The following is a 26,177-nucleotide window of genomic DNA, read 5'->3' as shown; positions in this document are numbered from 1 at the left end:
TGCCTTTCTTTAAGCGAAGAAGCGCGGAAATAACGTCATGGCATTACTTCCGCGCTTCAGGTACTGCGGACTGAAGGAGTCGGTCGGCTATACCGCGACGACTTCCTTGATACCGGGGACCTTCTCCTTGATGGTTCTTTCGATCCCCATCTTGAGAGTCATGGTGGACATGGGGCAGTGGCCGCAAGCGCCGACGAGGCGTACTTTGACAATGCCGTCGTCCGTTACTTCAACAAGTTCCACGTCGCCGCCGTCTGCCTGCAGTGCGGGACGGATTTGTTCCAATATCGCTTTTACTTCTTCAGTCATTTACTCCTCCAATTGGTCTGGGTTAGCAACAGGGACGAGTCTATAAGATTTTTACGATAAATGCAAAGAATGGTGTGAAAGTTTCGGAGAGCGTCTTAATCAAACCCCCTCCCCCCTTGCGGGGGAGGGTTGGGGTGGGGGGGGAAGGCGCCATATGCGACTACGTTGGCAGCTTCACCCACCCCCCGACCCCCTCCCGCCTTCGCGAGCCGTAGCGCTCCGGCGCGCAGGCCCGTCAAGGGAGGGGGGGACTAAGGTCAACCCTTGCCATGCACGCCCGGAGTAGTGAGCGGGAAGGGGGCCAGCACCTGGTCCAGTTCCGCCTCGGTCAGTATGCCGCTTTCCAGTATCACCTGCCTAATGCTCTTCCCGGTCCGGGCCGACTCCTTGGCGACCTCTGCCGCCGCGGCGTAGCCGATGCTCGGCGCGAGCACGGTGGCAAGCCCGACCGACTGGTCCAGGTAGTTGCGGCAGTGCTCCTCGTTGGCGCTGATGCCGGCGACGCACAAGGTGGTGAACTGATGCACCACGTTCTTCAGTATCTCCAGGGAGAAGAGCGTGTTGAAGGCGATGACCGGCATCATGACGTTCAGCTCCAACTGCCCGGCCTGCGCCGCCATGGCGACGGTAAGATCCGCGCCGACCACCTGGAAGCAGACCATGGTGGTCACCTCCGGCATGACCGGATTCACCTTCCCCGGCATGATGGAGGAGCCGGGCTGCATCGCGGGGAGGTTGATCTCGCCCAAACCGGTCCTGGGCCCCGAGGAGAGAAGCCTCAAGTCGTTGGCGATCCGGATCAGGTTGAGAGCTGTCCCCTTGAGGGTGGAACTGAGCGCCACGAAGGGATCCATGTTCTGCATCCGCTCGACCAGGTTTCCCCCACGATTGACTTCCTGTCCGGTTTCGCGGGCGAGCCCCTGCACTATCAGGTCGATGAAGGCCTCTTCCGCATTGAGCCCCGTGCCGACGGCAGTCCCGCCGATGCCCAGCTCCCTCAGGGCGGGAAGCGCCCGCTCGATGCCGGCGCGATTGTTCCCGATGGCCTTGCCGTAGGCGGCGAACTCTTGCCCCAGACGGATGGGGACTGCGTCCTGCAGGTGGGTCCGCCCGGACTTCAGTATCCCGTCGAACTCCTTACCCTTTTGTTCGAAGGCTGCGGAAAGGCCCGCCAGCTCCGTCATCGTCTGCTCTGCCAATTCCAGCGCGGCGAGCCGCATCGCGGTCGGGAAGACGTCGTTGGTGGACTGGGCCATGTTGACATGGTCGTTGGGATTGACTCGCGAATAGTCGCCCTGCTTGCCGCCCAACAGTTCCGCCGCGCGGTTGGCCAACACCTCGTTGACGTTCATGTTGTGCGAGGTCCCCGCGCCGGCCTGGAACGGGTCCACCACGAACTGGTCGGCGAGCGCTCCGGACAGAACCTCATCGGCCGCCTTCACGATGGCGCCTCCCACCTCGGCGTCGAGCCTGCCGGTCGTCATGTTCGCCTGCGCGGCGCACTTCTTTATCCTCACCGTGGATCGGACCAGGGCATGGTGCGGTTTTAGTCCTGAAATGGGGAAGTTGGCGACGGCCCTCTGGGTCTGAGCCCCGTAATAGGCCCCCTCCGGTACCTCAACCACACCCATAGTGTCTTTTTCGAGTCGTGTTGCCATGTCTGCTCCTTCCCAGCTTCTGCCAGTGTCCAGAATCAAATAAAGCTCGGGCTGTTTCAGGTGAATTCGAATATAGACTTTGCAGCTTCCCTTATAGCGTCCTTGTTACTTTGAGCGTCGAGCCTCTTCAATCGTGAGACAGAGACAGTAGCTGCGCATTAGGTGTGAAGCATTCTAGCTGATGGCGTTTGCCAGTCAATGAACTAATTGTTCAAGCGTCAGCAATTCCTCGACTGTTTGGGATTCGAATATGGGGCACCCCATTGACTCGGGAACCATCAGGTCGACCTCATAGCGGTCGCCGACGAAAAGAGCCTCGGCAGGTTTGACAGCGATTTTGGTAAGTATGTCAGTGATGAGCTTGGAGTCCGGCTTGGGAAGCCAGTAATCCTCGATGGTGAAGATTTCCCGGAAAAGGCCGGTGACGCCCAACCGGGCCATGATGCGCCCGGAGAGGTCACGGTTGTTGTTGGTATAGAGGTAGAGCTGGAAGCGGGTGGCCAAGAGCTTCAGGAGCTTGGGCACCCGCTCGTCTCTTTTCAGGAACTCTTCTGGATGGATTTCGGCGGCGAACCTGCGGTGCATTTCCGGGAGGTTTCCCCCCAGCGCCACCACGGAGCGGCTCAAGGTACCGCCGTCTCTGCTTTCGGCGCGAGCCCGCTGCAGCATCGCCTCGGCGTCGATCATATCCACCTGCCGCAGCGCTGCTACGTAGCGGATCGCGCTCTGGTTCACCTCATCGCCCAGCCGGTCCTCCCGGTAGAGCGTCCCGTCCAGGTCGAAGACGATCGCCTTCAAGTCCTCACTGTGCGGGAGCGGCGAGGTCACAGTCCCATCCCCCATTTCCTCATGCAGAGAAGCTGCGGGTTGTCGACCCCCTTGGACTGGATCAGTACCTTGAAGGTATCGCCCATCCCCCCCTCGGGAAGCATCAGCTTCTTCAGCGCCAGCCTGTGCTTGAGGCTCTCCTGCTCGTCCTTCGCCTGCGCCTCCAGCCTGATCAGCTCTTCCATGAGCCCAGCGGAGAGGAGGAAGCGGTACTGCTCGCCGTACCACGCCTTCTTGAGGCCGGCCTCTTCGCCGTCGACGATGAGCTGGCTGAAGTTGATGTGGGTGGTGATGTCCTGCTCACCCACCAGTTGGTAGGGGTTTTCGTTGGTGGAGTGCTTGTAGTAGCAAAGAAGCGTCCCGTTTCTCCTTTGCGGCGTGTACAACTCACCGGAGAGGAAACCGTAGTCGATGGTGAGCACGAAGCCGCGGGTGAGGGTGGCGGCCGCCTGGGCGATCCAGCCCGAAGCCGCCAGGTTGATCTCCGCGCGCTGGCCCGGCAGGAGCCTTACTTCGTATTTGCGCAGGTACTTTTCCAGCTCCGGGGTGGAGGGTGGGAGCAGCCTCTCGACAAAGCCGTCGGCGTTGGCGGATACGTAGACCTCCCGCAGTCCCGCCTCGGTCAGTTCCACGATGTGCACCGGCATGGCGTCGAAGAGTTCGTTGGAGATGATGCAGCCGGTGAAGGAGAGCGTGCCGGAGGCGAGTTCGTCAGGGGAGCTCCAGGCAAGCCGGTCGGCGTGGCGCGACAGGCGCGCGGCCTGGGCCTGCTGCAGGGAAGGTTCCTTCTCAATGAGGCGATAGGTGAGGCCGTTGTAGAATCGCGGGTTGTCCTCGCTGATGGCGTCCAGTATGTCTTGGGCCAGTTGGCCGCCGCCCGCGCCAGCCTCGGCGATGGTGAAAGAGGCGGGGGAGTCGAGTTGTTCCCAGAACCGGCAGATCTCCTGAGCGATGAGCCGTCCGAAGGCGCTGTGGACGTTCATGCTGGTGTAGAAGTCCCCCTCCGCGCCTACTTTGCGACCCGCGGAGGTGTAGTACCCCAGGTCCGGCTCGTAGAGAGCTGATTCCATGAAGGAAGCGAAAGTTATATCCCCGCTGGTGCGGATGCGGTTGAGGATGATTTCGGCAAGTTTAGTAGTTGCAGTGCCATCGGCCATTGAGAGCCCTCCTGAAGCACACTTTTATATACGCAACGCTAATTGATGTCAACGAATGCGTCCCCATTCGGCTTTGACAAAGATAAGAGATGTCTATATATTGCGGCCTAATTTAAATGACATATTTCTTAGCTGACATAGGCGTCATAATGGCGCATGAGGTATGGAAAAGGGCGAATCATGACAATTTCCCCTCAATAACGATCTGCATATGGAGGGGGATGCTATGAACTCTAAATTTTCGCAACTTGTGGAATTCGCTGAGCAGCATCAAGGGCGGCCGCTTTCGACTCTTGGGAACAGAAGCTCGTTCCTGCTGGAGGTGTCAGAATCCTCGTTTACATATACTCCTGTTACGACACAACGGCCCCGTCGCCAAAAGTTAATCCATGCGGGGCGGGTTTTTGAGCGTTACCTCGAGATCGGATCATTGAAGACCTCTAAGTACACAGACCTCACGGTGAACTCTTCATACATACTGGCCCTGATCAAGGCGTTCTCAGAGAAAGAACCGACTATGAACGAAGAGAAGGTGCACGAATTTGCATCTAATGCGATTAATGATTTAGACGAAATCCCGCAGGGGGTGGCTGAGCCTGAAAGGAGTTCTCATACTACATCTTCATACGCAAGGGACCATAAGGTAAGGGCTTATGTGATAGCGCGAGCAAAGGGTACCTGTGAGTATTGCGGTGAACTTGGTTTTCTGATGTCTAATGGCAAGAGCTACTACCTGGAGGCACATCATGTTATCGCCCTTGCTGACGAAGGTAGGGATACCCCCGATAACGTAATTGCTCTTTGCCCAAAGCACCACAAGGAAGCACACTTCGGAATCAATCGTGATGAAATTGAAGAGGAAATGATGATCTTTTTAAGCACTTTGTCTAAAAAGGCGCGGAACAATAGGGCTGCACGCAGGCGCTGACTCGCTGGTGCGGCCCGCACTCGTTATACTAGTAAGTACGAGGAGACTATGAAAAGGTGGATGACGTATATGCTTTTGGCCGTATCAATCTCGGGCTGTGCTTCACCAACGAGATACTACAGATGGTCCTCTGATGCCGGGAAGCGTTGTTTCAATACATGCGAAAGCAACCTTTACGCCTGTGCTTCTGGTTGCGGAGGAGAGCAATAGCCCAGCTGCAGTCATGTCGCGTAAATTGCGATATGTCAGCCCATTCCTGCCGAATAGCATGTCCAGACGTTTGGGAAGTGCAGAGTCCGGACCAATAATGGGAACTACGGCCATGGGGGCAGGTGGGCTCTTCCCCAAAGGTCGTGCCAGAAACTCGACAATCTGACCAACGTCCCCCTCGGCCGCAAGACTACAGCATTTGGGGCAGGGGGACGCTGATCATATTGTTCAATTGCTGTGGTGATTCCGGGGACAGGTGTGCCAGGTCTAGAATTATAAGGTTTTGTCAATAAAAAGTGATTTTGCAAGACCTGGCACAGCAAAGTCACTGTCAGATTATAGAGTTTATCGGATGGCATTGTGAAGAAGAAAGGGACGAACAGGGAGAAAATCGACAAATGACGCCATACCAGTCATTTCTTGGAGATGTACCGACTCTGCCGCGCAACAACACACTAGAGCGGCTTTGTCTTCGTAGCTTGTAGGAACTTACCGAAAAGAGAGGTGCAAAAGTGGTTGCATTTGATCCTGTAAGACGGCATGAAAATACTATCGCGATTACTGGAAATCTCGGAATGGGCGAATTCCATAGATTGATCGGGGTCATCTTCGATGCAACTAGTAGACGAGGGTACCAAGATATTACTCTCGACTTTTCTCAGTGCACAGCTACCTTTAACGCGCCTATGCTGAGTGTCTGCGCTCAGATACAGGAAATAAGAAACCGTGGCATAAGTACTCACTTGATCTTGCCTAATAAAGAGACTCTAGCCAAACTGTTTATAAGCACAAATTGGGCTTACACAATTGACCCGAATAGATTTAACATGTCAAGTTTTCGAGGTTTTTCACATGTGCCTGTTACCCATTTCAGCGATGCCAACCAACAAGCTGAATCGGTTGATAAAATTATAAACGCTATTCTTTGTTCAATGGACGGATTAAGCAGGGAGGACCTAGCATCAATTGAATGGGCAATTAATGAGATAACAGATAACGTCTTGGTTCACTCCAATAGTAAAAATGGCGGATTCGTTCAACTGACTACATTTAAGGGAACAAGACCAAGAATAGAATATGCAGTATGCGATGCTGGAGTTGGTATCCCCGCAACCTTAAAACCTGCGCATAAGCACATTCAAACCGATATGGATGCTCTCGATCAGGCCATACGAGAAGGCGTGACTAATGGTCTCGGAATGGGCAATGGTTTGTTTGGCAGCTTCGAAGTTAGTAGAATAAGTGGTGGATATTTCCAAATTCATTCAGGAAATGCGCGATTGGCGTATGACCAAAGGTCAGAACTTCATCTCAGAGACGAACGTGTTCCATATTCAGGGACTTTGGTAGTGGCCTGTATTGAGTGTACTAAAACAGGAGTTTTAGCAGAAGCCTTGAAATTTGGTGGCAAGCAACATAAACCAATTGACTTTATAGAAATGCGATATGAAGCTGACGACGAGATTATCGAGTTCAACCTCTTAAATGAAACTTTGTCTTTTGGTACAAGACTTGTGGGTATTCCTATTCGCAGGAAACTTTTGAACCTATATGAAATGTCAGGTGGACAGAAAATAATTATAGATATGTCTGGGATACCAGTGATATCCAGTAGCTTTGCCGATGAAGTCCTTGGTAAGATATTTATGGAAATTGGACAAACCAACTTCAACAGGAGGTTTGGTTTGAAAAATATGAATAAAACCGTCCACGGCCTGATCGAAAGAGCACTAACTCAGCGGGGCTATTCGAGCAGAAGGTAGACAAGGGCTTTCGGGGACATTCTAGGGAATCAAGTTGACGTTGTTCAATTGTTAAGTTTACCCAGAAAGCGGACAGGCGTGCAGGTCTTGAATTGTAAGGTTTTTGTCAGTAAAAAGTGATTCATCATTTAGAGTGCCAACGACAGCACCTTGGACGAAAGCGCATGCCTTAAGGTGAACAAGCCGTGTGGGGGGATGGTTTGATGTGGGAGGGCAAGGGAAATCCTGCTCTCTACTCTACCCCAAAACGTCCTCCGAGACACAAAGAGAGCGGGTGGTGACGATTTCCCCTCATAACGAGTTAGAAAGTAGGTGAATTATGGTTGAAATAATTGGTCTTATCCTTGGAGTTCTCGGAGTTGTTTTTGCGTTTGAGACACCTCGGAGGAGCTTCGCCAAGCTCATAGGCATTAAGGACGAACCTGCTATTGAGAATCTTGCGCTTCAGTCAATCAGGAGTGGCGGCACTTTTGGTGATGATCTAGAAATAAAAGAACCAAATAACTTAGTTGCATTAGCCATTACACCGAAAGATATAGTCAACAAAAGAGATCACCTTTCCGAAATTGAGTTTGATGAATACTTTAATTCTTTTATCGGTCACACTGTTATATGGGAGGGCAGAATTTGCACAGTATCTTTAAAAAATGGTGGCGAAGCAGTTAGAATACAGATGACCTTTTCCGATCAGAGGCTGAGAGCATTTTTCGATATTAATTTGAAAGACTACCCTAATGTCAGGTTGTTTAAGGCTAATGACACAGCCACGGTTACAGGGAAAATTTATTCGCCTGACTGGCCTACATTTGATCTAGAAGACTCAAAGATCCTCAACTGGACGAAAAAGAATTAATATAACACCGGCGTAAACACTGACGGGGGCGGAGGTGTCAAGTCTGGACATGGACAGAACTGAATGAGGCTAAGGCGTCAGGGCTGGACCATGCACGGGCTGAATAAAGAAGGTCACTGGGCCTGATGTGTCGGGGGATACCACTTCTTCACGCTATGTCCATGTCCAGAGCTGACACCTCAGTGGACACCTCATTGGCAGGAGAAAAATAATGACGGATTTGACAACTATTGGGGCTGCACTTAGCGGTATTAAGGCTGCTGTCGATATTGCAAAAGCAATCAAGAACTCAGATTTATCCCTTGAAAAAGCAGAAATGAAATACAAGGTAGCTGAGTTAATCGAGGCTTTAACAGATGCAAAAATGAGTGTTGCAGAAGTCAGGGATGTCCTTCAAGAAAAGGACTCAGAGATCAAAAGACTCAAAGATGCTTTAGAGATGAATGGGAAAGTTGTTCGCAAGGGAAACTACTATGTCATTGAAGGCGATCCCGATGGTGAAAAGAATAAGTATTGTTTGACTTGCTGGGACTATGACAAAAAATTGGTGAGTTTGATACTTGGCAACGGAACTATTAAATGCAACATATGCATGTCACGTTAACAAAAAGAGGGGTCAGCCCTGGACATCAGACAAAAGTGTCCTGTGTCAAGGCCCCCCTTTCCCGACCCCCTTTCCTGCTTAACGGCCTCGCCTCATCCCCCTTTACCTGTCGGCAAACCCCGCCGCGCAGGTCACGCCGCAGCTCATCGGAAGCCAAAAGAAAATAAAGACGATCTATAGCAAATACGCTATACTGCTGCCATGACTTGGACGATCACTTACTTCAATGATTCAGTGCAAGAAGAGATCCTTGCCATGCCAGCTGGTTTTCTTGGCCGCTATCTCCGATACGCCGACAGGATGGAGGTCCACGGTCCTGATCTTGGCATGCCTCACACCCGCGCCATGGGGGAAGGATTATTTGAACTGCGTCTGAAATCCACAGAAGGAATTGCTCGGGTTTTCTACTGTACGATGATCGGCCGAAAAATCGTGATCTTGCACCAGTTCGTCAAGAAATCGGACAAGACGCCGCCAAGAGAACTTGAAACAGCTCGGCGAAGAATGAAGGAGTTCAAAAATGCTAACTCACAAAGAACTTAAAGCCCGCGCACTTGAGCGCGAAGATGTAAAAGATGAATATGATCGGTTGAACGAGGAGTTTCATTTCCTCGACCAATTTCTCAAGGCACGTGCCGCCGCGGGTGTTACACAAGCTGAAATTGCTGAACGTATCGGCACAACTCAATCTGCTGTCGCCCGTCTTGAATCTGGGAGAGGGAAACACTCCCCATCAATAGCGACGTTGGAAAAATACGCTCACGCTCTTGGATGCCGATTGGAATTGAGATTAGTCACCGACAAACATCCAGAAAAGTGAATAAATAAACAGTGTACCGACGAGAGGGCAAGGAAGCATGCCTATGAAAAAGTTATCGCTGTTGTTGTCTTTGCTCTTCACCGGTTGTGTGGGAGTACCTGAGAATGTGAAGCCGGTCGATAACTTCGATATTCACAGGTACCTGGGGAAGTGGTATGAGATTGCGCGCTTGGAACATTCCTTTGAACGTGGCCTGACACGTGTCTCCGCTGAGTATGCGTTGCGGGAGGACGGCGGGCTGAAGATGATCAATCGCGGCTATTCAGCTCAGAAGGACAAGTGGAAGGAAGCCGTTGGTAAGGCGTATTTTGTCGAAGAGCTGAGCAAGGGTTACCTGAAGGTGTCATTCTTCGGACCTTTTTACGGCTCCTATGTTGTTATGGATCTTGATCAAGACAACTATCAATATTCTCTCGTCTGTGGTCCCGACAAATCATATTTATGGATTCTGTCTAGAACTCCTGCGATGCAGACAGAGGTGAGAAACCGATTGATTGCAAAAGCTGCAGCACTTGGTTTTGACACGAGCAGGTTGATTTATGTTACAGATGACTGATTGCTGTCATAGTTCGAGCTAGTTTGGGAGTTGTGGCGACTTGAGAGATGGTGCGATTCAAGGAGGCTGAGATTCATGGATAAGCACATCGAATTGAATGGGCTTGGCTGGAACGACTGGTTTGAGCAGCAGGCGGCAGATATGGCAACGGACCATATTGCCCGCGTTGCTGCTGTGGACCGCGACCAGTTGTTGCTCGTGGATGAGACACATGCTTTCCGGGGAAGGGTGGCAGGGGGTTATCTGCACCGCCATCACCTCTCCCAGGAGCTCCCCTGCGTTGGCGATTGGGTCTGTCTGGAGAAGGCGCCGGGTGACGACGTTGGGGTGGTGCGCGCGCTGTTGGAGCGAAGGACGCTGCTGCGCAGAAAGTCCGCCGGTGACGCCATCGAGTACCAGATGATCGCTTCCAATCTGGACTATGTGGTGATCGTGCAGTCGTGCCATTTCGATTTCAATGTGAACCGGCTGGAGCGCTACCTCGTTATGGTGCTGGATGGCGGGGCTGAGCCCTGCATTCTGCTAACCAAGACGGATTTGGTTGCTCCTGAGGTCGTAGCTGCGCAGATAGCGGAAATACGTTCTGCTGGCATCACCGCGCCGATACTGACGTTGAGCAACATTACGCGGGACGGTGTGGATGATCTGACCCGGCTGTTGCTCCCTGGGAAGACCTATTGCTTCGTCGGCTCGTCGGGGGTTGGCAAGAGCACGCTGATCAACCAGTTGATCGGGCTGGAAAAGCTGGAAACCAAGTCAGTTAGCGAGAGCGGGGAAGGGCGGCATACCACGGTACGGCGGGAGCTGATACGGCTGGACTCAGGCGCGCTCGTGATCGACAACCCGGGGATGCGCGAATTCGGCATCTTGGGAGCGGCGGAGGGCTTGGGCGTCAGCCACTCCGACATCACTACCCTGTCATCCAGCTGCCGCTTTCGGGATTGCAGCCATTCCGGCGAGCCCGGTTGCGCTGTCCACGAGGCCGTGCAATCCGGTGCGATAAAGAGGGAGCATCTGGAGAACTACCTTAAACTCACCGAAGAGTCAGAGTTCCACCAGATGTCTTATGCGGAAAAGAGAAAGAAGGACCGCGATTTCGGCAAGTTCGTCAAGTCGGTAAAAAAGGACTTAAAGTTAAAGTAGTTATTTTGCAAAAGGCGTTGCACACGGATCAAATCGGAAACATCTACGGATAAAATCTGATAAACCGTAAGACTAAAATATGCTAGAACCCTGTCCTGAAGCTTGATCTGGTCCCGGAGTGCAAAGGAGTTATGAACGAGAACATCAAGATATTGGCGGCCATGAGGCCATTTGCCCGCTTCACCCGGATTTCGCTACGCGATCTCGTTGTCACCGTGCTGCCAGTTCTGTTGGTGACTGCCCTTGGCATCTGCGCGGCCTACCGGTTTATGCGCCCGGCGCCGCCCAACACGCTCACCATAACGACCGGGCCGAAAGGGAGCATCTTCCAGCTCAACGCGGAGAAATACCAAAAGGCGCTGGCGAAGAAGGGGGTTAAGCTCGTCATCCTCCCTTCAAACGGCTCTCTGGAGAACCTGAACCGGTTGCTCAGTCCATCCTCCAAGGTCGACGTCGGCTTCGTCCAGGGGGGGCTCGCCAAGGGGAAGCAGATCGACCGGCTCTTCTCCCTTGGCAGTGTCTTTAACGAACCTCTCGCTCTTTTCTACAGTGCGGCCAAGCCGATCACCCTTGTCTCGGAACTTGCAGGGAAGCGGCTGGCCATTGGCCCGGAAGGGAGCGGCACCCGGGCCGTTGCCATGGAACTCCTCAAGGCGAACGGTATCGACGCCAGGAACGCAACGCTCCTCGACATAAGCGGAGAAGCTGCTACTTGGGCCCTTATCGATGGAAAGGCTGACGCTGCTTTTCTCATGGGTGATTCGGCGACTCCCGGCGATATGCGTAGCCTCATCTGGAGCCCGGGCGTGCATCTTTTCAATTTTGTTCAGGCTGAAGCATACTCGCGTCGCTACCCTTACCTGAATCAATTGGTCATCCCGATGGGCGCTTTGGACTTCGGCAGGAATGTGCCGACATCCGACGTTCACCTGATAGCGCCAACGGTCGATCTTGTGGCACGTGACACCCTCCACCCCGCGCTTTCCGATCTTCTGATCGAGGCAGCGAGGGAGGTTCATGGCCGCGCCACGCTGTTGCAGCGTGCAGGGGAATTCCCCGCGCCGGTGGAGCACGAGTATCGGCTCAGCGAGGACGCGTTAAGGTACTACACCTCCGGCAAAAAGTTTCTCTACCGTTATCTTCCTTTCTGGCTGGCGACACTGGTGGACAGGTTCCTCGTGGTGTTCGTCCCTATCGTTGTGCTGCTCATACCCGGCCTGAAACTCGTGCCTGCGCTCTACAACTGGCGGGTCAGATCGCGCATCTACCGCTGGTACGGCAACCTTATCGCGCTGGAAAGAACCCTCCTGGCACAGCACTCCGCCGAGGAGAGGGAAGAAACCCTCAAGCGGCTCGATGAGATCGAGGCGGAGGTGAACAAGATGAAGATACCGCTGTCGTTCGCCGACCAGTTTTACGTGCTCCGCGATCACATCGCGTTCGTCAGGGAGAGGTACGCAAAAACCCCTTGAATCAAAGGCATCGCACGCGGATTGCGCGGATGCAAAACGATAACTGCCGGATAAACCCACGTCCACGACGCTTACACCCCCGATTCCCACGCTTGTACTCACGACTACGAAGCTCGTACCTTCGACTACGAAGCTCGTACCTTCGACTACGAAGCTCGCACCCACGACTACGAAGCTCGTACCCATGACTACGAAGCTCGCACCCACGACTACGAAGCTCGCACCCACGACTACGAAGCTCGCACCCACGACTACGAAGCTCGCACCCGCGACTACGAAGCTCGCACCCACGACTACGAAGCTCGCACCCACGACTACGAAGCTCGCACCCACGACTATGAAGCTCGCACCCGCGACTACGAAGCTCGCACCCGCGACTACGAAGTTCGTACCCACGACTACGAAGCTCGTACCCGGGACTACGAAGTTCGTACCCGCGCCTACGAAGCTCGTACCCGCGACTACGAAGGGCGTGTGAAGGATTTTGTGTAAATGGGGGGGAGGGCGTGGGCGCCGTAGGAGAGGAGTCAGGAGAGTGCAAGGTTCTGTAGAGCTGTGTCCGGGGCGTACTTGGGTATCGGTTACTGGCGCTTTAACAGCAGGATGGTGTTGTCGTACCAGCGCAGTGCGAGTTTGTTGTCCGAAAGGCGGGCGATCCAGTTGTAGTTTTCTGGTCCGAATGGGTAATCGGGGCCAATGTCTCCTTCTGTACAGGTTACCCAGAGCACTTCCCGCTTCTCGTTCGGGTTTTCTGGCAAACGGAACTTATTAGGCTCGTCTTGGTTGTAATCTGTTCTCCCCATAGTCAGGTTGATCAAATCTGAAATCGTAGAAGTTTCTGCTTTTATGCTTGGAGTCTGACACTTTGATTTTTCAGGCAAGTTCGTTGTGATTTTGTTCTTAGTAATCTTGATCCATCGGCCCATGAGTGCCGGATCGTTGATGTTGTAATTAGGCGTTCTCATAAGTGTCTCGTCGATACGTACTCCGACCACCTGCCATCGGCCCTCTAAAGTGGCAAGGCCCTCTTTGCCATATGAGCCATTAGCTTCAGTTAAAACAAGAATGAAGAAGATTATCGACTCGATAATCAGCGATCTGAGAAGGGCCATTATTTTCCTTGGTCGACTGGTTATTCATGCAGGACGCCGCAGGCTCTTGCCGCCCGGCACTGACGGTGAGGGTGAACGAAACTTCTTCTGTGGCAACTTCTCTCTGCATAACCGTCCCCTAGCCGCAAGGTTTCTTGCTTCTTGATTGGTTTTAGCTAGTCCGCAGGAAGTTGGCTCCTTGTCTCGCAGATCGATGACGAGGAGTCGAGAGACCCGTCGAACGTTACCGCCAGCGACAGGCAGATTCGGATCCTGAGCGGAGATTCGAAAGATTAATGAAGATAGCCGCCCATCTCCTGCAACCATCCACTCAGCTACTGCGCTTCCGACATTGGGAAATAAACCGAATGAATTTTCGTACACCACCGCTCTTTCGGTGCTCCATAGAAAAGAACCTCGACTGATATCTACCCATGACCTCTCTTCAGAAGAAACCACAAAGAGCCTCCATCCCTTTGGAGCTGCACACTCTTGGACAGTGAGATCATCAGCATCGTAAGCAGCAGAAATAGCCAAAGGTGGATTATGGCAATCTTCCTCTTTTAAAGAAGTGTAAATGGATTCTGCTCCTAAAGAAGCTGGCACTCCGATCGTTAACAATGCGCATACCACTGCTAGTTTGGTCCTTCGTGTACTCATGCTGTGCCTCCTTTTGTGGCAAGCGCGGCCCTCGCACTACCCACACACTTTCGTGTACGGATTAAACCCGGTGGGTTAGCTACTCCTTCACGTACGCTGACTGTGGATCTTTCCTTCCGCTTCCCACTGTAGGAGCTTGCTTTTGCTGGCTTCAAAGTGCATCCCGTCCTCCTTACGAAATGCAGCACCCCAAACCCACCCGTAACGATTGAAAAAGGGAGCAATCAAGGTCAACCCATATTGTACTCTGCCGTCTCCTCGTTCATCGAGTGCTCCCTTTATATTGATGTCAATTGCGGTTCCCCAAGAGTGACTGCTAATCCGTGGAGATCCTCGCTGTTTACGGCAACAGAGCATCCCGGAAGATCCCAATGAAGCATATACATTTGGATGCTCTTGTCTTATCTCATTTAAGATCATTTTTAGACTCTCAATTGCCGGGCGCAGTCCGTGTACTTTAAATGGACCCACCTGCGACACTAACATCTGCGAAGCGAGAATTGGGTTAGTTACTCGTTCACATTCATTGGAGTAGAGTTCACGTGGTTTGCCAAGTAGTAGGACTAGAAAATCAGGTGAGGGGGCTGTTAACCCGCGATTGATATGTTGTGGAACTGGTACTTTGTCAGTCAATCTGCAGCTGTTACCATCTTCAATTCGGAATCTGTATGAAGGATCGGCATAATCATTAAAACCTAAAGGACCAGGTGTCTCACCTATAACCCATTCTGGAGAATCTGGAGAAGCTGCATCCTGATGCCCCAGAGGTCCGGGTGTACTAATAGGTAGGGAGAATCGATCGGTGCCAAATCTTCTGATTGGAGACATGGGCATCCCCCGTAAAGATTGACTTTCTTTCATGCTGCAAAAAGAGATTTCACCAGAGTGTGGCCCAATGTCAATAAGAACAACCGAAAACTAAAACAAAAGAAGGCGCCGAGCTAGGTGCCGGAAGGAGCCTACGCGGTCTGGTACAGTCGGGAGGTGTCCTGCACCAGGCGGGTCAGTTCCTCGCGCAGTTCGGGGGGGGAGATGAGTTCGGCGTGGGCGCCGTAGGAAAGGAGCCAGGAAAGGATCTCCATCTTGCCGCCGGCGTGGAAGGTGAGGGTAAGCGAGCCGTCCCGCTCTTCTTTTACCTGCTGGGAGGCGTGCCAGACGCGGTCCTTGATGGCGTGGGCGATGCCGGCCGAAAAGTGTATCACCACGTCCATGGGAGGCTCGGCCACGATGCCGAAGGCGCCGCCCAAAGCCTGCCCGGGACGGAACCCCTCGGGAATCTCGAAGCGTTCCTGGCGCGGCTCGACCTTGGCGATACGCTCGACGGCGAAGGTGCGCAAGGCCTGGCGCTGTTGCGCGTAGCCCAACAAGTAAATGCCACCCTTCTGGAACAGGAGGGTGTATGGGTCGACCAGGTACTCCACCGGCTCGGGGCGGTTGGGGGGCTGGTAGGTGATGACGATGCTGTGCTGGTACAAAAGGGCGTGGCGGATCGTTTGCAGCGATTCGGCGCAGCGGCTGTAATCGCGCTTTCCCTGCAAAAGCGGCAGGGAGACCTCGGCTATCCGCTCCATGTGCGCGGCGAGCCGCGGCGGCAGGACGGAGTTCACCTTTCTGAAGACGCTTTGCATGTCCTCAAGGAACGGGGTTCCCTTGAGCAGGTCGAGCTGGGAGCGGAGCAGGGAGAGGGTCATAAGCTCCTGCAGCGTGAAGCTGATGGGGGGGACATCCTTGAAGCGGGTCAGGAAGCGATATACCTTCTCGCCGTCCTGCCAGTCGGAAATGAGCGGGTACCCCGCCTCCTGGATGGCGGCGAGGTCCCGATGGATGGTGCGCTTGTTGACGCCGGTCTCTTCGGCGAGCTCGGAAATGGAGATGCCGTGACGCGCCTCGATGAGGCGTATCACGTCATGCACCCTCCCTGCCTGGGAGTACTTCTTGGCGGGGCGTCCCTTCCCGGTCACGGCTGATCGGGCTGGCTCGGTTGATTGGACTCGGTGCCCTCGGCAGCCTTCTTCGGCTTGCGGCGGCGCGGTCTCTTGCGCTTGGCCGCCTCGGTTCCTTCACCTGCCGTTGCGACTGTCTCGGTGGCGGGCTTTTCGGCGGCGACTTTCTTCTCGCCTGCTGCGGGTTTGCTGCTCCCCGAGCCGGACCTTCCTCGCCCTGCCGGTCTTCCTTTGTCGCCCGACCTTCCCCTGTCGCCGGGCTTGCCGCCCCTGCCGTGAGGCAACTCGGTGCGGGGGCGGGGCTTGGTCCTTTTGTAGTCGTGGACGAACATGTCGTCCTCGGCCCACTCGGTGGGGATCTTCTGCTTGATGAAATCCTCAATCGGCTCGATGTAGAAAGCGCCGTCCTCGTCCGCGAACGAGATCGCCATCCCTTCTGCTCCGGCGCGTGCGGTCCTGCCGATGCGGTGCACGTAGTCCTCGCAGTCCTGGGGCAGGTCATAGTTGATGACGTGGGAGACTCCCTCGATGTGAATGCCGCGGGAGGCGACGTCGGTGGCGATCATGATGGGAAGGGTTCCATCCTTGAAATCCGCCAGGATCTTCATCCGCTTTCTCTGTTCGACGTCGCCAGAGATGACCTTGCCCGGGAATTCGTTCGCGTTCAGGCGGTCCTGCAGGTACTCCGCCTCGCGCTTCGTGTTCACGAAGATCATGGTCCGCTCCATACCCATCTTCCTGAGCAGGCCTAAGAGTAGCGGAAACTTCTCTTTGCGCGAAACGTGGTAGAGCACCTGCTCGACACGCTCAGCGGTCATCTGCTCGGGGGTCACCGACACCTTCTCCGGCATGTTCATGAACTCGTAGGCGAGTTCCATAACGCGGGTGTTAAGGGTCGCGGAGAAGAGGAGGTTTTGCCTCTTGTCGTAGGGGGGAAGCCTTCTCAGGATGAAGCGGAGGTCCGCTATGAATCCCATGTCGAACATCCGGTCGGCCTCGTCGATGACCAGCGCCTCGACGTCCTTCACGGAGTAGACCTTCTGTTTCAAGTAGTCGATGAGGCGGCCCGGCGTGCCGATGACGATGTCGGCGCCAGCCTTCAGGGCGTCGCGCTGCTTCATGTAGTCGACGCCGCCGTAGATCGCCTGGATGTTGAAGCCGGTGTATTTGCCAAGTGCCTGGGCGTCCTTTTCGATCTGGACCACCAGTTCGCGGGTGGGAGCGAGGATTAGGGCTCTGGGATGGTGTTCGCCGCCGGTTTTTGCCTGGCTGAGGAGCTTGGTGAAGATGGAGATGAGGAAGGTGGCCGTTTTGCCGGTGCCGGTCTGTGCCTGCCCTGCGACGTCTTTCCCGGTGAGAGCCAGGGGAAGTGCCTTTTCCTGGATTGGTGTACATTGGGTGAAACCGGTCTCGTCGATCCCTTTTTGGACCTCCGCTGGTATCTGCAGCTCGGTGAATTTCATGCTTGCTTTCCTTTTTTTGCCTTATTTCAACCGGATATAATTAACACGTCCCGTTAAAAATGGCAAGGAATGGGTGCCGCCATACAAAATCCCCTTCACCCCAACGGCTCGCTGTGCTATCTTCCCCGCGACTAAAACGCAAGAGGGGCAGATGACGCAATCATTCATCCACATTGATTCACCCAATTACATCCGTTTGGAAGACCTGCCGAAACCGCCGAACTGGAGCGCTGTGTTCGGCAACGACAACCCGCTCGCGCTGGAGATCGGCTGCGGCGTGGGCGACTTCATGCTGAAGACGGCGCTGGATCAGCCGGACGTGAACTTCGTCGCCATCGATTTTTACAACAAGGGGTGCTACAAGACCTGCCGCCGCATGGACCGGCATGAGGTCAAAAACGTCCGCGTGCTGCGCGACGAGGCGCGCCTGTTCGTCACCGACCGCGTCCCCAAGGGGGGGCTGTCGGCGCTATATATCAACTGCCCCGATCCCTGGCCTAAGAAAAGGCACCGCAAGCGCCGCCTGGTGAACCGGGAGTTCGTCGAGTTCATGATGGACTACATGCGTCCGGGCGCCGACTTTTATTTCGCCACCGACTTCGACGACTACGGCATCGACGTGGCGGAGATGCTCCCCAAGGTTTCCATGCTGCAGAACCAGTTCGGGACCGACCTGTACCGGCACGAGTTCCCCGGCTACCACCTGTCGAAGTACATGCGGAAATTCATGGCCGAAGGGAAAAAGATCTACTTCCTGCACTACAAGGTGAAGTAGGAAGGGCGCCTGCACGCTCCCTCGGGGGACGAGAAACACGAACGCCGGCGCTATAAAACGCGCCGGCGTTTTTCTTTTGGCTCATCAAGGATTGGCGGGAACAGTCTCCCCCTCCCTTGACGGGCCTGCGCGCCGTAGCGCTTCGGTCCGCGAAGGCGGGAGGGGGCCGAGGGGTGGGTGAAGCCGCTCAGGATGGAAATGATGGCACCTTCCCCCACCCCTAACCCCCTCCCGCAAGGGGAGGGGGGACCAAGAGCAAGGGGAGGGGGGGCAAGAGCAACATTCCCTCGAATTCACCGTGGAGCTGTCTTTTTGAAGGGTCCAGCTACTCGAACTGCCGCATCAGATGCCCTTTGAGCGTTGCCTCCAGATCCGCCTCCTTGTCTCCCCGGTAAACCAATGACGAACCTATTTCCGCAGCCAGTATGGCGAAGAGATACTTTCGCGGCAGGTTCTTCAACCTCTTTGCGTACTTCGGCTCTTCCCGCAGCATCCGCGGCAGGTGGGCAAGAATCGCTTTGCGGTAGATCGGCTGCAGGCAAAGGTTGGGCCGGTTCTGGAAGAAGCGGTAGATGGTGGCGTACTCCTCGTTGATCTCGCCGCTTAGGGCGTCGGAGATCTCGGTGCAGAGAAGCCCGGGCTGCTCGCGGCGCCTCTTCAGTATCAGCCGTGCCTCGTCTCCCGCCCGCTTTTCCAGGATCTCCAATACGTCCCGCACATAGCGCTCCTTCTCGGCCAGGAACTCGGACTCGGACAGCAGCAGGTTGGCGATGATCTCGTAGGATGACGAGATGACGCCGCACTTGTTGGCCGAGGCGTCGCGCATGATGATGATGCCCTTTTTCTGCAGTTGGACGCGCGCCTCGGGGGTGATGAAGGAGTTGGCACCTTCGACGATGGCCGCGGTCGAGGGCGCGCCCCCCGGCAGCAGGTAGTTCTGCCAGTTGTCCTTGTCGATGGACTCGGGCCTGCCGCCTGCCGGGATGAAGAGATCGGCCTTGACGGTGAAGGGGAGGCTTCCGTACCACTTGGAAAATTCGTCGGTGGAGATCCACTCTTCGCGCACTCCGTCGCCGGTGCGGGTGACCTTCCGGAATAGTTCGCGCAGCCCCTCTCTGCGGCTGCCGCTTCTGAAGAGCATGAAGCCGCCGGGGTGCAGCTGCAGCGGGTCGAACGCATCCAGGTCCTGCTTGAGCACGATGCGCCCCAACTCCTCGTGGTCGGCTCCCTCCGGGTCGCACAAGGCGGCGGTCCCGTCCAGTATCAGCTTGATGGCGACCTTGGGGGCACGGTTCAGCAGGATGCGCATGGCGTTCCCCGCGACGTCGCCGTTGGGGCCCCCTGTGAATTTCACGCTGAAGGGGTCGCGGTAGATGTCGATCCCCAGCTCGGCCATGGTGATCTCGGCGAATTTGATCACCCCCGTGGAGGTGACGCCGTACTCCTTGTGGTTGATGCCTACTTCCTTGCTGGACATGATGCCGATCCCCAGGATGTAGCCGCGCCGCTTGGAGATGCGGGCGATGTTTTCGATCATGGAGTCGTGCATGTTCTCGTCGGGGCCCAGTTCGATCGGCTCGTCCTCGCGATAGTAATCGACCACGGCTGGATTCTTCGCCACGCCGTCGCTGGTGACGAATACGTCGAGGAAGGCGTTGACGACACCGTGCTGCAGCTTGTAGAGGCGGCAGACTTCCAGTTCGCGCTCCCCTCCGCGTTGCAGGTCGGCCGCGTTCAGGATCAGCACCAGCTTCGACCCACCCTCGTAGATGTCTTTGTTCTTCAGGTGCTGGGTGTGGGCGAGCACGAAGTTCTCCCTGAAGATGGTGTTGGAGTTGGTGATGTAGTCGTCCACGTTGCGTGCGATGACGGTGCGCCAGCCGCCGCGGGCGATGTCGGAGAAGCCTATGTGGTAGCCGAAGCCGTAGCGGCTGAAGAAGAAGGTCACCCGGAAGGGCTGCGCCGGCGGGAGGTCGGAGGTGGACGAGGTTTCCAGCGCCGCTAGGTAGGTGGGGTCGAGCCTGAAGGCCAGCGCCTGCTTTTCCAGTACGAAGAAGTTGGTCTTCAAGGTATGGGTGATGAAGATGAGGCAGCAGCGGTATATGGTGCGCCGCATCTCGTCCAGGTAGCGGTGCCCCGTGTTGTATTCCTCCACCGCCCCGACCGTTTCCTCCAGGATTGACTGGTAGCGCGGATCGCTAGCGGTGACGGCGGGATCGAAGCGGGCGCGGAAGAGCTTCACCAGTTGCAGCGACATCTCCGGGTGGGAGTGGAAGGCGCTTTGCACGTCGTCCAGGCCGAAGCGGTCGGGCTGGTTGTGGGCCAGGTTCGTGTGGCAGAAGGCGATAAAGGCGTTGGTCAGGGACGCGTCCTCGCCGGACATGACGCCGGTGGTGACGAACTCACGGTAGGTATATCCCCTGGTGGAGACGATCTGGGTGTTGTAGAGCTCCTTTTGCAGGCGGGAGAAAAGCTCGCTCCCCGCCTCAAGCACGCCGCCGTGGCGCTGGTTGACCAGGAAGGTCCCCAGGAAATAGGGGTGGACGCCGGTGGTGATGGTGAGGCAATAGGCCCGGTTCACCGCCAGGTCGAGCCGGTTGAACACCTCCATGAGCTGCAGCAGGAACTCTTTTTGCGGGGGGTTGCCTACGGCGAAGTGGACCCGAGACACCTGTTGAATGCTGCTCGGCTCGACGTAGAGGTAGAGGCCGCCGCTCCTGCTCGCTTTCTGGTGCAACTGGAGCACCTGCGCCACACGCAGCGGCGAAGAGACCCTGACGTAGCTTTCGTTGTTGAGCCAGAGGATACGCAGCAGACGGTCGAATTCCTTCAGGTCGAATTCGGGATAGCTCCTTTTGAGTTCCGCCGCCACCTTGCGCGCGATGCCGGCAGGAACCTTCGCTTCCTTCCAGGCGAGCACTTCCTCGTTTTTCTTGCGGTCGAACTCGAAACGCTGAATCTCCAGCGCCTCCTGCATCCCGGGCATGGGAGCGTCGGAGTGGGTGATCATGGCGTAGGATATTTCGCGGTCCTGGAAGTGGCGCAGCGCGTCGTACAGAGACCCGGGTGCGTTGACGCGTGCCAGTATCAGGGATTTGTCGCGGTCGGCAAGTATCAGGCGCCGGTTGTGCCTGAGCGTTCCCAATCCCAGCTCCAATACGTTCAAAGCTTCGGGTTCGTCGCGCATTGCACTGAAGAAGTATGGACTTATCGACTCTTTCAGCCACTTACGGTTCGTTGCAAGCTCAGCAGATGTTCCTTTTTTTACATTGCCCGTGCTGCTCATGCTTAGTTCCCCTTATCTCGTAACTGTTGTCTTTGCTGGTGCCAGTATATCGAACTTGAACCTTTTTGCTCAATCATGGATTGTGTCACGACAAATAAATATTGCTGTCAGAGAAGCATTATGACGATGCTTATTGGTCGGCATTACGGGCGAATTCTTTAGTCGCCGTTCCTGCAGATTCTGTCCGCGGGTGGAATGGAAAGATGTTGAAAGAGCAGCTGGTACTGGGTATGATGCTGTGGTTGCGGAAACGGATTCAGGGAGGGGCATTGTCCATATATCTTACAGCAGAGGTCCCGGGGACCGGCGGCACCATCAAGGGGAGCCCGGAAGATTTCCTGGTCGAGGAGATCCCGGCCTATCTGCCGAGCGGGCAGGGGGAGCACTGTTTCGCGGTCCTGGAAAAGCGCGGCATTGCGACGCTTGAGGCGCTGCGCCGCATCGCGAAGACCCTGGGTGTCCAGGAGCGCGATTTGGGCTACGCCGGGATGAAGGATGCCATTGGCGTCACCCGTCAAACCGTCTCCATACCGCGCGTGGCGCCCGATAAGGTGCTGGCGCTTGAGATTCCGGGGATCAAGATCCTCTCGGCCCGTATGCATGGCAACAAGTTGAGGCTCGGTCACCTCAAGGGAAACCGTTTCGTCATCAGGGTCCGCGACGTGGCCCAAGGCGCGGTCAAGAATGCGGAGGCCGCGTTGGAGGTCATGACCAGGCGCGGGGTACCCAACCGTTTCGGGGTCCAGCGCTACGGTGCCCAAGGCAACACCCACGAGATAGGGGCGGCGATGCTGCGCCGCGAGTTCAAGTCGGCGGTGGACCGGCTGATCGGCGACCCGGCTGCGGTGACCGACGAGCGCTGGCGCCAGGCCATAGAGGCGTACCGGCGCGGCGAAGTGGAGGAAAGCCTGGCGCTTTTCCCGGGGCATTTCCGGGTCGAGCGCGAACTGCTCACCCGGCTAGTGCAGCGTCCGGACGGCTTCGAGAGGGCCTTCAACTCGGTGCAGCCGCGCATGAAGAGGTTGTATCTCTCCGCCTTCCAGTCCTCCCTCTTCGACCTGGTGTTGGAAAAAAGGCTCGATAGCTTCGACAAGGTGAACGTCGGCGACATCGCCTTCAAGCACGAGAACGGCGCCCGTTTCCTGGTGCAGGATCTGGCAGCGGAGGCGCCGCGCGCCGAAGCCTTCGACATTTCCCCCACCGGCCCCATGTTCGGCTGCACCATGATGGAGCCTCACGGCGCGCAGGGCGAGCTTGAGCGCGAGGTGCTGGCAGCGCAAGAGTTAACCCTGGAGAGCTTCAACCTCTCGGGAGGTCTGCGTATGGAAGGGGAGCGGCGCCCATTGCGGGTCCCTATCGCCGGGGCGGATGTGCAGCAGGAGGGCTCCGACCTGTTGGTCGGCTTCTCGCTGCCGCGAGGCGCCTACGCCACCTGCGTCATGAGCGAGATAATGAAGAGCGAATAGGTAGGTGTGCAGGGATTCCCTCACCCCCGCCCTTCTCCCAGAGGGCGAGGGGAGACTGTGCTGCCGAGCTTTTTCCAGCTCTCCCCCTCCCGCGAGGGGAGGGGGGACAAGAAAAGTGGGATCTTCAAAACACCTCAAGGAGAGTTGTCGTGAAAAAACTGCAACTGCTGGCGCCGGCCAAGGTCAACTACCGGCTGGACGTATTGGGCAAGAGGCCGGACGGCTATCACGAGCTGCGCATGATCATGCAGAGGGTCGACCTCTGCGACGAGATAGAGATTGCCCTTTCCGATTCCCCCGGGATCCGGGTTACCTGCGGCAGGAAAGGGGTGCCCGACGGGCCGGGAAACATAGCCTGGCGTGCAGCCGACGCACTGTTGAAGCTTTCGGACAAGGAAGTCGGCATAGAGATCACCATTGCCAAGAAGATACCGGTAGGGGCAGGGCTCGGGGGGGGGAGCAGCGACGCCGCCACTGTCCTGATGGGAGTGAACGAGCTCCTCGAATTGGGTCTTACGGACGAGCGGTTGATGGAGATCGGCGTCAAGCTGGGTGCCGACGTTCCGTTCTTCGTCTTCAAAAAGCCCGCCCTTGCCGAGGGGATCGGCGACCGCCTCACCGCGCTGGAAGAAGTTCCCTCCCTCTGGGTGGTGCTGGTGAATCCCGGGATACATGTTTCCACTGCCTGGGTGTATCAAAATTTAAGGTTGACAACGCCGGATCCCGCCACTATAATCCCGCGTTCATACAGCAGCCTCAACGAGGTCTGCGAGCTCCTTTCCAACGATTTGGAGCCGGTCACCTGCGGGAGATTCCCCCTGGTGAGCGAACTGAAAGAGGTGCTGTTGACAGCAGGTGCCCGCGGGTCGCTGATGTCAGGAAGCGGCTCCACCGTTTTCGGTCTTTTCGAGAGCGAAAGCGCGGCGCGACATGCGGCAGCTGAGATAGCAAAAGCGCGTGGCTGGTTCGCAGCCGCCGTCAGGACCATTTAAAAATCAAATATTGGGGCGTCGCCAAGCGGTAAGGCAACGGGTTTTGATCCCGTCATTCCCAGGTTCGATCCCTGGCGCCCCAGCCAAACAATTCAGGGGACTAGCACATGCAGCTAGTCCCCTGTTTCTTTAAATGGCACGATCATGTTGCAGGATGAGGATGCTTATTCAAGTAAATCTTCCTTTGTCCGAATAGCCCTATATGCTGCAAACCTATTGTTCCGAGGTGTTTTTATGATCGAAAAGGAAGCCGCAGCCAGATTGACCATGGACCAACTCCACTTCATCGACAGGTGCAAGCGGTTCGAGCTTAAGGGCGCGGAGCTCTACTACCACTTCGCACGCAGTTTCGCCGACAACAAGCCGCTGTCAAGGCTTTGGAGCAAGACGGCGCTTGAGGAAGAGAGCCACGCGCAGCAGTTCGCCATGGCGGCCAGGATGCAGGGCGTGGGGATGTCGGGGGTGAATACTGATCTGACCAAGGCGATGGTCAGTCTGCAGAAGCTGGAAGAGAAGGTCGACCAGCTGATGGCGTCGACCCTGTCTGAGGTGGAGGCGCTCACCCTGGCGATCAAGCTGGAGGAGCAGATGGCGGTGCTGCACATGTCCACCATCGTGATCTTCGCCGATAGCGAACTGGAGAAGCTCTTCCAGGCGATGATGGACCACGACAGGGAGCATGTGGAAGCGCTGCGGGAGTACCTGAAGTCGTTGCCGCAGCCCTAAACGGCCCGCTGATGTCAGCTGTCGCCGGCGATCTTGCCGGGCTGGTCGCCCCTGGTACGGATGTTGTGGACATCGACGAAGCGTCCGAACTCGGCATCGCTTTCGCCTATGTGGTGCGTCACCCAGTTGCACAAAAACCAGATCAACTCTACTGATATCTTGCCGTTGTCTTTCAGGCCCGTCTTGAAATCGGCGACCCTGCTGGTGAAGAGGGCATGCTCTTCCCGGTGGGCTTGCAGCTTGGGGTACCCCGTCTTCTTCATCCATTGCTCTTCACAGGCGAAGTGGTGAGCGGCGTAGGCGATCAACTCCTGCAGGAACGACAACTCGATCTCTTTACCTTCCCGAAACTCGTCATAGACCGTGTTCAGCGATTGCACCAACTGCTTGTGATGCCGGTCGATTTCCTGTATTCCCACCAAAAGATTTACATTCCATTGAATTATAGGCATACCGCTCTCCCAACAACGGCGCCGGCCCTCTGTGAAGGACCGGCGCCGCAGGTTTGCTCTTACCGTGGTGTCAGTACTATCTCGCCCAGATCGGTCGCCTGATTCTGTACCACCGATACTGTCTGGGACGAATACAAGGCGAAGCCGTTCGTGGTTATGAACGTCTTATAGCCGAGGCTGCCGCTGGCCGCCGGTACGAAGGCGGCAAAGGGGGCCTGCCATCTGCCGCTGGTGTAACTGGAGAAGATGCGCCCGGCGGCGATGGGGTCGGTGTCGTTAACCGTCCCGCGCCTCTTGATGGCGACGGTGGCGCTGGACCAATGCCCGAAGCTGGAACTGACGTTGCCGACGATGGAACCGAACTGCGGCAGTTCGTTTGCCATCTGCACCATCCTGATCCCGGTCGGCTTCAGGTTGTAGCCGCCGTTGCCTCGCGAAACTATGGCGGTGTTGGGGTCGAAGTCGATCATGACTGCGTTGATGATTCCGGCCTTTACCTCGATCGGCCCGAGCACCTTGAGCCCGGACTGCTGCCCGCTGGGGGTGTCCAGGGGAATCGGATTGGTGCCGTTGACGTCGCTGCTGAGCGTGAGGTAGTTGACCGGGGGACGATTGCCCGTGGGGTTGGGTTCCAGGACCAGCCTGATCTGGCTGTAGTTCCCTGCGGGGAGGATGATGTCTCCCAGGGGTTCCTGGATAAACCTCAAGGCCATGACGTCGATCACTTTGGGCGTGGTGAACCGGACCAGCACCGGCAGGTTGGCATCGTTGTCGGCTGCGCCTTCAAATCCTCTGGGGACTACCCGTATCTCGCGTATGGCGATGATTACCTTGCCGAAGTTGTCGCTTTGCCTGTCGGTTATGGAAAGCTTGAGGGTCCCTTTGCTGGCGTCGCCTCCTCCGCCGCTGCAACCGGCAAGATACGCGAAGGCTGCCACGATAACGCAGATAGCGATGACAGCCGGTTTGAATGCTGCCGTTATTCTTTTCATGGTCTCTCCTCCTCTTTTAGTCACAGTTTT

Annotated in this window: 25 protein-coding genes and 1 tRNA gene; 14 read left to right on the top strand and 12 right to left on the bottom strand. The window is 56.0% G+C overall.

Annotated elements, in window-relative coordinates; genetic code table 11:
- Window positions 1-87: 87 nt before the first annotated feature.
- The 4 genes from GBEM_RS13960 to GBEM_RS13945 all read right to left on the bottom strand — a co-directional run bounded on the left by GBEM_RS13960 (window position 88) and on the right by GBEM_RS13945 (window position 3,952).
- On the bottom strand, window positions 88-309 hold the full coding sequence (locus GBEM_RS13960) for a NifU family protein (protein WP_012531227.1): 222 nt from the start codon (window positions 307-309) through the stop codon (window positions 88-90).
- A gap of 257 nt (window positions 310-566) precedes the next feature.
- The gene (locus tag GBEM_RS13955; RefSeq protein ID WP_012531226.1) at window positions 567-1,967 is read right to left on the bottom strand and encodes an aspartate ammonia-lyase; all 1,401 of its coding nucleotides are present in this window, start codon (window positions 1,965-1,967) and stop codon (window positions 567-569) included.
- 195 nt (window positions 1,968-2,162) lie between these two features.
- Window positions 2,163-2,795: an HAD family hydrolase gene (locus GBEM_RS13950; RefSeq protein WP_012531225.1), complete on the bottom strand. Its 633-nt coding sequence runs from the start codon at window positions 2,793-2,795 to the stop codon at window positions 2,163-2,165.
- The gene (locus GBEM_RS13945) at window positions 2,792-3,952 is read right to left on the bottom strand and encodes a class I SAM-dependent methyltransferase (RefSeq protein WP_012531224.1); all 1,161 of its coding nucleotides are present in this window, start codon (window positions 3,950-3,952) and stop codon (window positions 2,792-2,794) included. The genes GBEM_RS13950 and GBEM_RS13945 overlap by 4 nt, the downstream gene beginning before the upstream one ends.
- A gap of 226 nt (window positions 3,953-4,178) precedes the next feature.
- On the opposite strand from GBEM_RS13945, the gene GBEM_RS20450 reads away from it, so the two are divergent.
- From GBEM_RS20450 to GBEM_RS13900, 9 genes are all read left to right on the top strand, one after another.
- Entirely contained in the window at window positions 4,179-4,880 is a 702-nt protein-coding gene (locus GBEM_RS20450) for an HNH endonuclease (protein ID WP_012531223.1), read from the top strand.
- A 722-nt stretch (window positions 4,881-5,602) separates the two neighbouring features.
- Window positions 5,603-6,853: an STAS-like domain-containing protein gene (locus GBEM_RS20785; RefSeq protein ID WP_012531221.1), complete on the top strand. Its 1,251-nt coding sequence runs from the start codon at window positions 5,603-5,605 to the stop codon at window positions 6,851-6,853.
- Between the two features lie 319 nt (window positions 6,854-7,172).
- Window positions 7,173-7,706 (top strand): hypothetical protein, encoded by a 534-nt coding sequence (locus GBEM_RS13930; RefSeq protein ID WP_012531220.1) that lies wholly within the window; start codon window positions 7,173-7,175, stop codon window positions 7,704-7,706.
- 211 nt (window positions 7,707-7,917) lie between these two features.
- Window positions 7,918-8,310: a hypothetical protein gene (locus tag GBEM_RS13925; RefSeq protein WP_012531219.1), complete on the top strand. Its 393-nt coding sequence runs from the start codon at window positions 7,918-7,920 to the stop codon at window positions 8,308-8,310.
- A gap of 201 nt (window positions 8,311-8,511) precedes the next feature.
- Complete coding sequence (locus tag GBEM_RS13920) at window positions 8,512-8,853, top strand: type II toxin-antitoxin system RelE/ParE family toxin (RefSeq protein WP_012531218.1); 342 nt, start codon at window positions 8,512-8,514, stop codon at window positions 8,851-8,853.
- On the top strand, window positions 8,831-9,130 hold the full coding sequence (locus GBEM_RS20780) for a helix-turn-helix domain-containing protein (protein WP_012531217.1): 300 nt from the start codon (window positions 8,831-8,833) through the stop codon (window positions 9,128-9,130). Before GBEM_RS13920 ends, GBEM_RS20780 begins: the two co-directional genes overlap by 23 nt.
- 43 nt (window positions 9,131-9,173) lie before the next feature.
- Window positions 9,174-9,686, top strand: a complete 513-nt coding sequence (locus GBEM_RS13910) for a lipocalin family protein (RefSeq protein ID WP_041262776.1) — start codon at window positions 9,174-9,176, stop codon at window positions 9,684-9,686.
- 75 nt (window positions 9,687-9,761) lie between these two features.
- Window positions 9,762-10,829 (top strand): ribosome small subunit-dependent GTPase A, encoded by a 1,068-nt coding sequence (gene rsgA, locus GBEM_RS13905; protein WP_012531215.1) that lies wholly within the window; start codon window positions 9,762-9,764, stop codon window positions 10,827-10,829.
- Window positions 10,830-10,960: 131 nt separating this feature from the next.
- Window positions 10,961-12,301, top strand: coding sequence for a TAXI family TRAP transporter solute-binding subunit (locus GBEM_RS13900; protein WP_012531214.1), 1,341 nt, complete (start codon window positions 10,961-10,963; stop codon window positions 12,299-12,301).
- Between the two features lie 581 nt (window positions 12,302-12,882).
- Here the strand turns inward: GBEM_RS13900 and GBEM_RS13890 are convergent.
- From GBEM_RS13890 to GBEM_RS13875, 5 genes are all read right to left on the bottom strand, one after another.
- Window positions 12,883-13,413, bottom strand: a complete 531-nt coding sequence (locus GBEM_RS13890) for a hypothetical protein (RefSeq protein WP_012531213.1) — start codon at window positions 13,411-13,413, stop codon at window positions 12,883-12,885.
- 24 nt (window positions 13,414-13,437) lie between these two features.
- Window positions 13,438-14,052 (bottom strand): hypothetical protein, encoded by a 615-nt coding sequence (locus GBEM_RS21275; protein WP_012531212.1) that lies wholly within the window; start codon window positions 14,050-14,052, stop codon window positions 13,438-13,440.
- Between the two features lie 87 nt (window positions 14,053-14,139).
- Entirely contained in the window at window positions 14,140-14,880 is a 741-nt protein-coding gene (locus GBEM_RS20770; protein ID WP_012531211.1) for a M15 family metallopeptidase, read from the bottom strand.
- Between the two features lie 131 nt (window positions 14,881-15,011).
- Window positions 15,012-16,013 (bottom strand): helix-turn-helix transcriptional regulator, encoded by a 1,002-nt coding sequence (locus GBEM_RS13880; protein ID WP_012531210.1) that lies wholly within the window; start codon window positions 16,011-16,013, stop codon window positions 15,012-15,014.
- The gene (locus GBEM_RS13875) at window positions 16,010-17,458 is read right to left on the bottom strand and encodes a DEAD/DEAH box helicase (protein WP_012531209.1); all 1,449 of its coding nucleotides are present in this window, start codon (window positions 17,456-17,458) and stop codon (window positions 16,010-16,012) included. The genes GBEM_RS13880 and GBEM_RS13875 overlap by 4 nt, the downstream gene beginning before the upstream one ends.
- A 151-nt stretch (window positions 17,459-17,609) precedes the next feature.
- On the opposite strand from GBEM_RS13875, the gene trmB reads away from it, so the two are divergent.
- Entirely contained in the window at window positions 17,610-18,233 is a 624-nt protein-coding gene (gene trmB, locus GBEM_RS13870) for a tRNA (guanosine(46)-N7)-methyltransferase TrmB (RefSeq protein ID WP_012531208.1), read from the top strand.
- 325 nt (window positions 18,234-18,558) lie between these two features.
- Here the strand turns inward: trmB and GBEM_RS13865 are convergent, their stop codons facing one another.
- Window positions 18,559-21,519, bottom strand: a complete 2,961-nt coding sequence (locus tag GBEM_RS13865; RefSeq protein WP_012531207.1) for an NAD-glutamate dehydrogenase domain-containing protein — start codon at window positions 21,517-21,519, stop codon at window positions 18,559-18,561.
- A gap of 233 nt (window positions 21,520-21,752) precedes the next feature.
- Here GBEM_RS13865 and truD point away from each other — a divergent pair, with 233 nt between their 5' ends.
- The 4 genes from truD (at window position 21,753) to GBEM_RS13845 (ending at window position 24,703) form a co-directional block, all read left to right on the top strand.
- On the top strand, window positions 21,753-22,985 hold the full coding sequence (gene truD, locus GBEM_RS13860; protein ID WP_049762729.1) for a tRNA pseudouridine(13) synthase TruD: 1,233 nt from the start codon (window positions 21,753-21,755) through the stop codon (window positions 22,983-22,985).
- A gap of 149 nt (window positions 22,986-23,134) precedes the next feature.
- The gene (ispE, locus tag GBEM_RS13855; protein WP_012531205.1) at window positions 23,135-23,977 is read left to right on the top strand and encodes a 4-(cytidine 5'-diphospho)-2-C-methyl-D-erythritol kinase; all 843 of its coding nucleotides are present in this window, start codon (window positions 23,135-23,137) and stop codon (window positions 23,975-23,977) included.
- Window positions 23,978-23,988: 11 nt separating this feature from the next.
- Window positions 23,989-24,063 (top strand) — tRNA-Gln (locus tag GBEM_RS13850).
- A 148-nt stretch (window positions 24,064-24,211) separates the two neighbouring features.
- Window positions 24,212-24,703: a ferritin family protein gene (locus tag GBEM_RS13845; protein ID WP_012531204.1), complete on the top strand. Its 492-nt coding sequence runs from the start codon at window positions 24,212-24,214 to the stop codon at window positions 24,701-24,703.
- 14 nt (window positions 24,704-24,717) lie between these two features.
- On the opposite strand, the gene GBEM_RS13840 is transcribed toward GBEM_RS13845, so the two are convergent.
- Window positions 24,718-25,155 carry a bacteriohemerythrin gene (locus tag GBEM_RS13840; protein ID WP_012531203.1) on the bottom strand — a complete coding sequence of 146 codons (438 nt, stop codon included), beginning with the start codon at window positions 25,153-25,155 and terminating at the stop codon, window positions 24,718-24,720.
- A gap of 59 nt (window positions 25,156-25,214) precedes the next feature.
- Window positions 25,215-26,147, bottom strand: coding sequence for a DUF4382 domain-containing protein (locus GBEM_RS13835; RefSeq protein WP_012531202.1), 933 nt, complete (start codon window positions 26,145-26,147; stop codon window positions 25,215-25,217).
- Between the last annotated feature and the right edge of the window lie 30 nt (window positions 26,148-26,177).

The sequence above is a fragment of the Citrifermentans bemidjiense Bem genome, from assembly GCF_000020725.1.
Taxonomy (GTDB): domain Bacteria; phylum Desulfobacterota; class Desulfuromonadia; order Geobacterales; family Geobacteraceae; genus Geomonas; species Geomonas bemidjiensis.
This window is presented reverse-complemented; position numbering and strand designations above follow the sequence as displayed.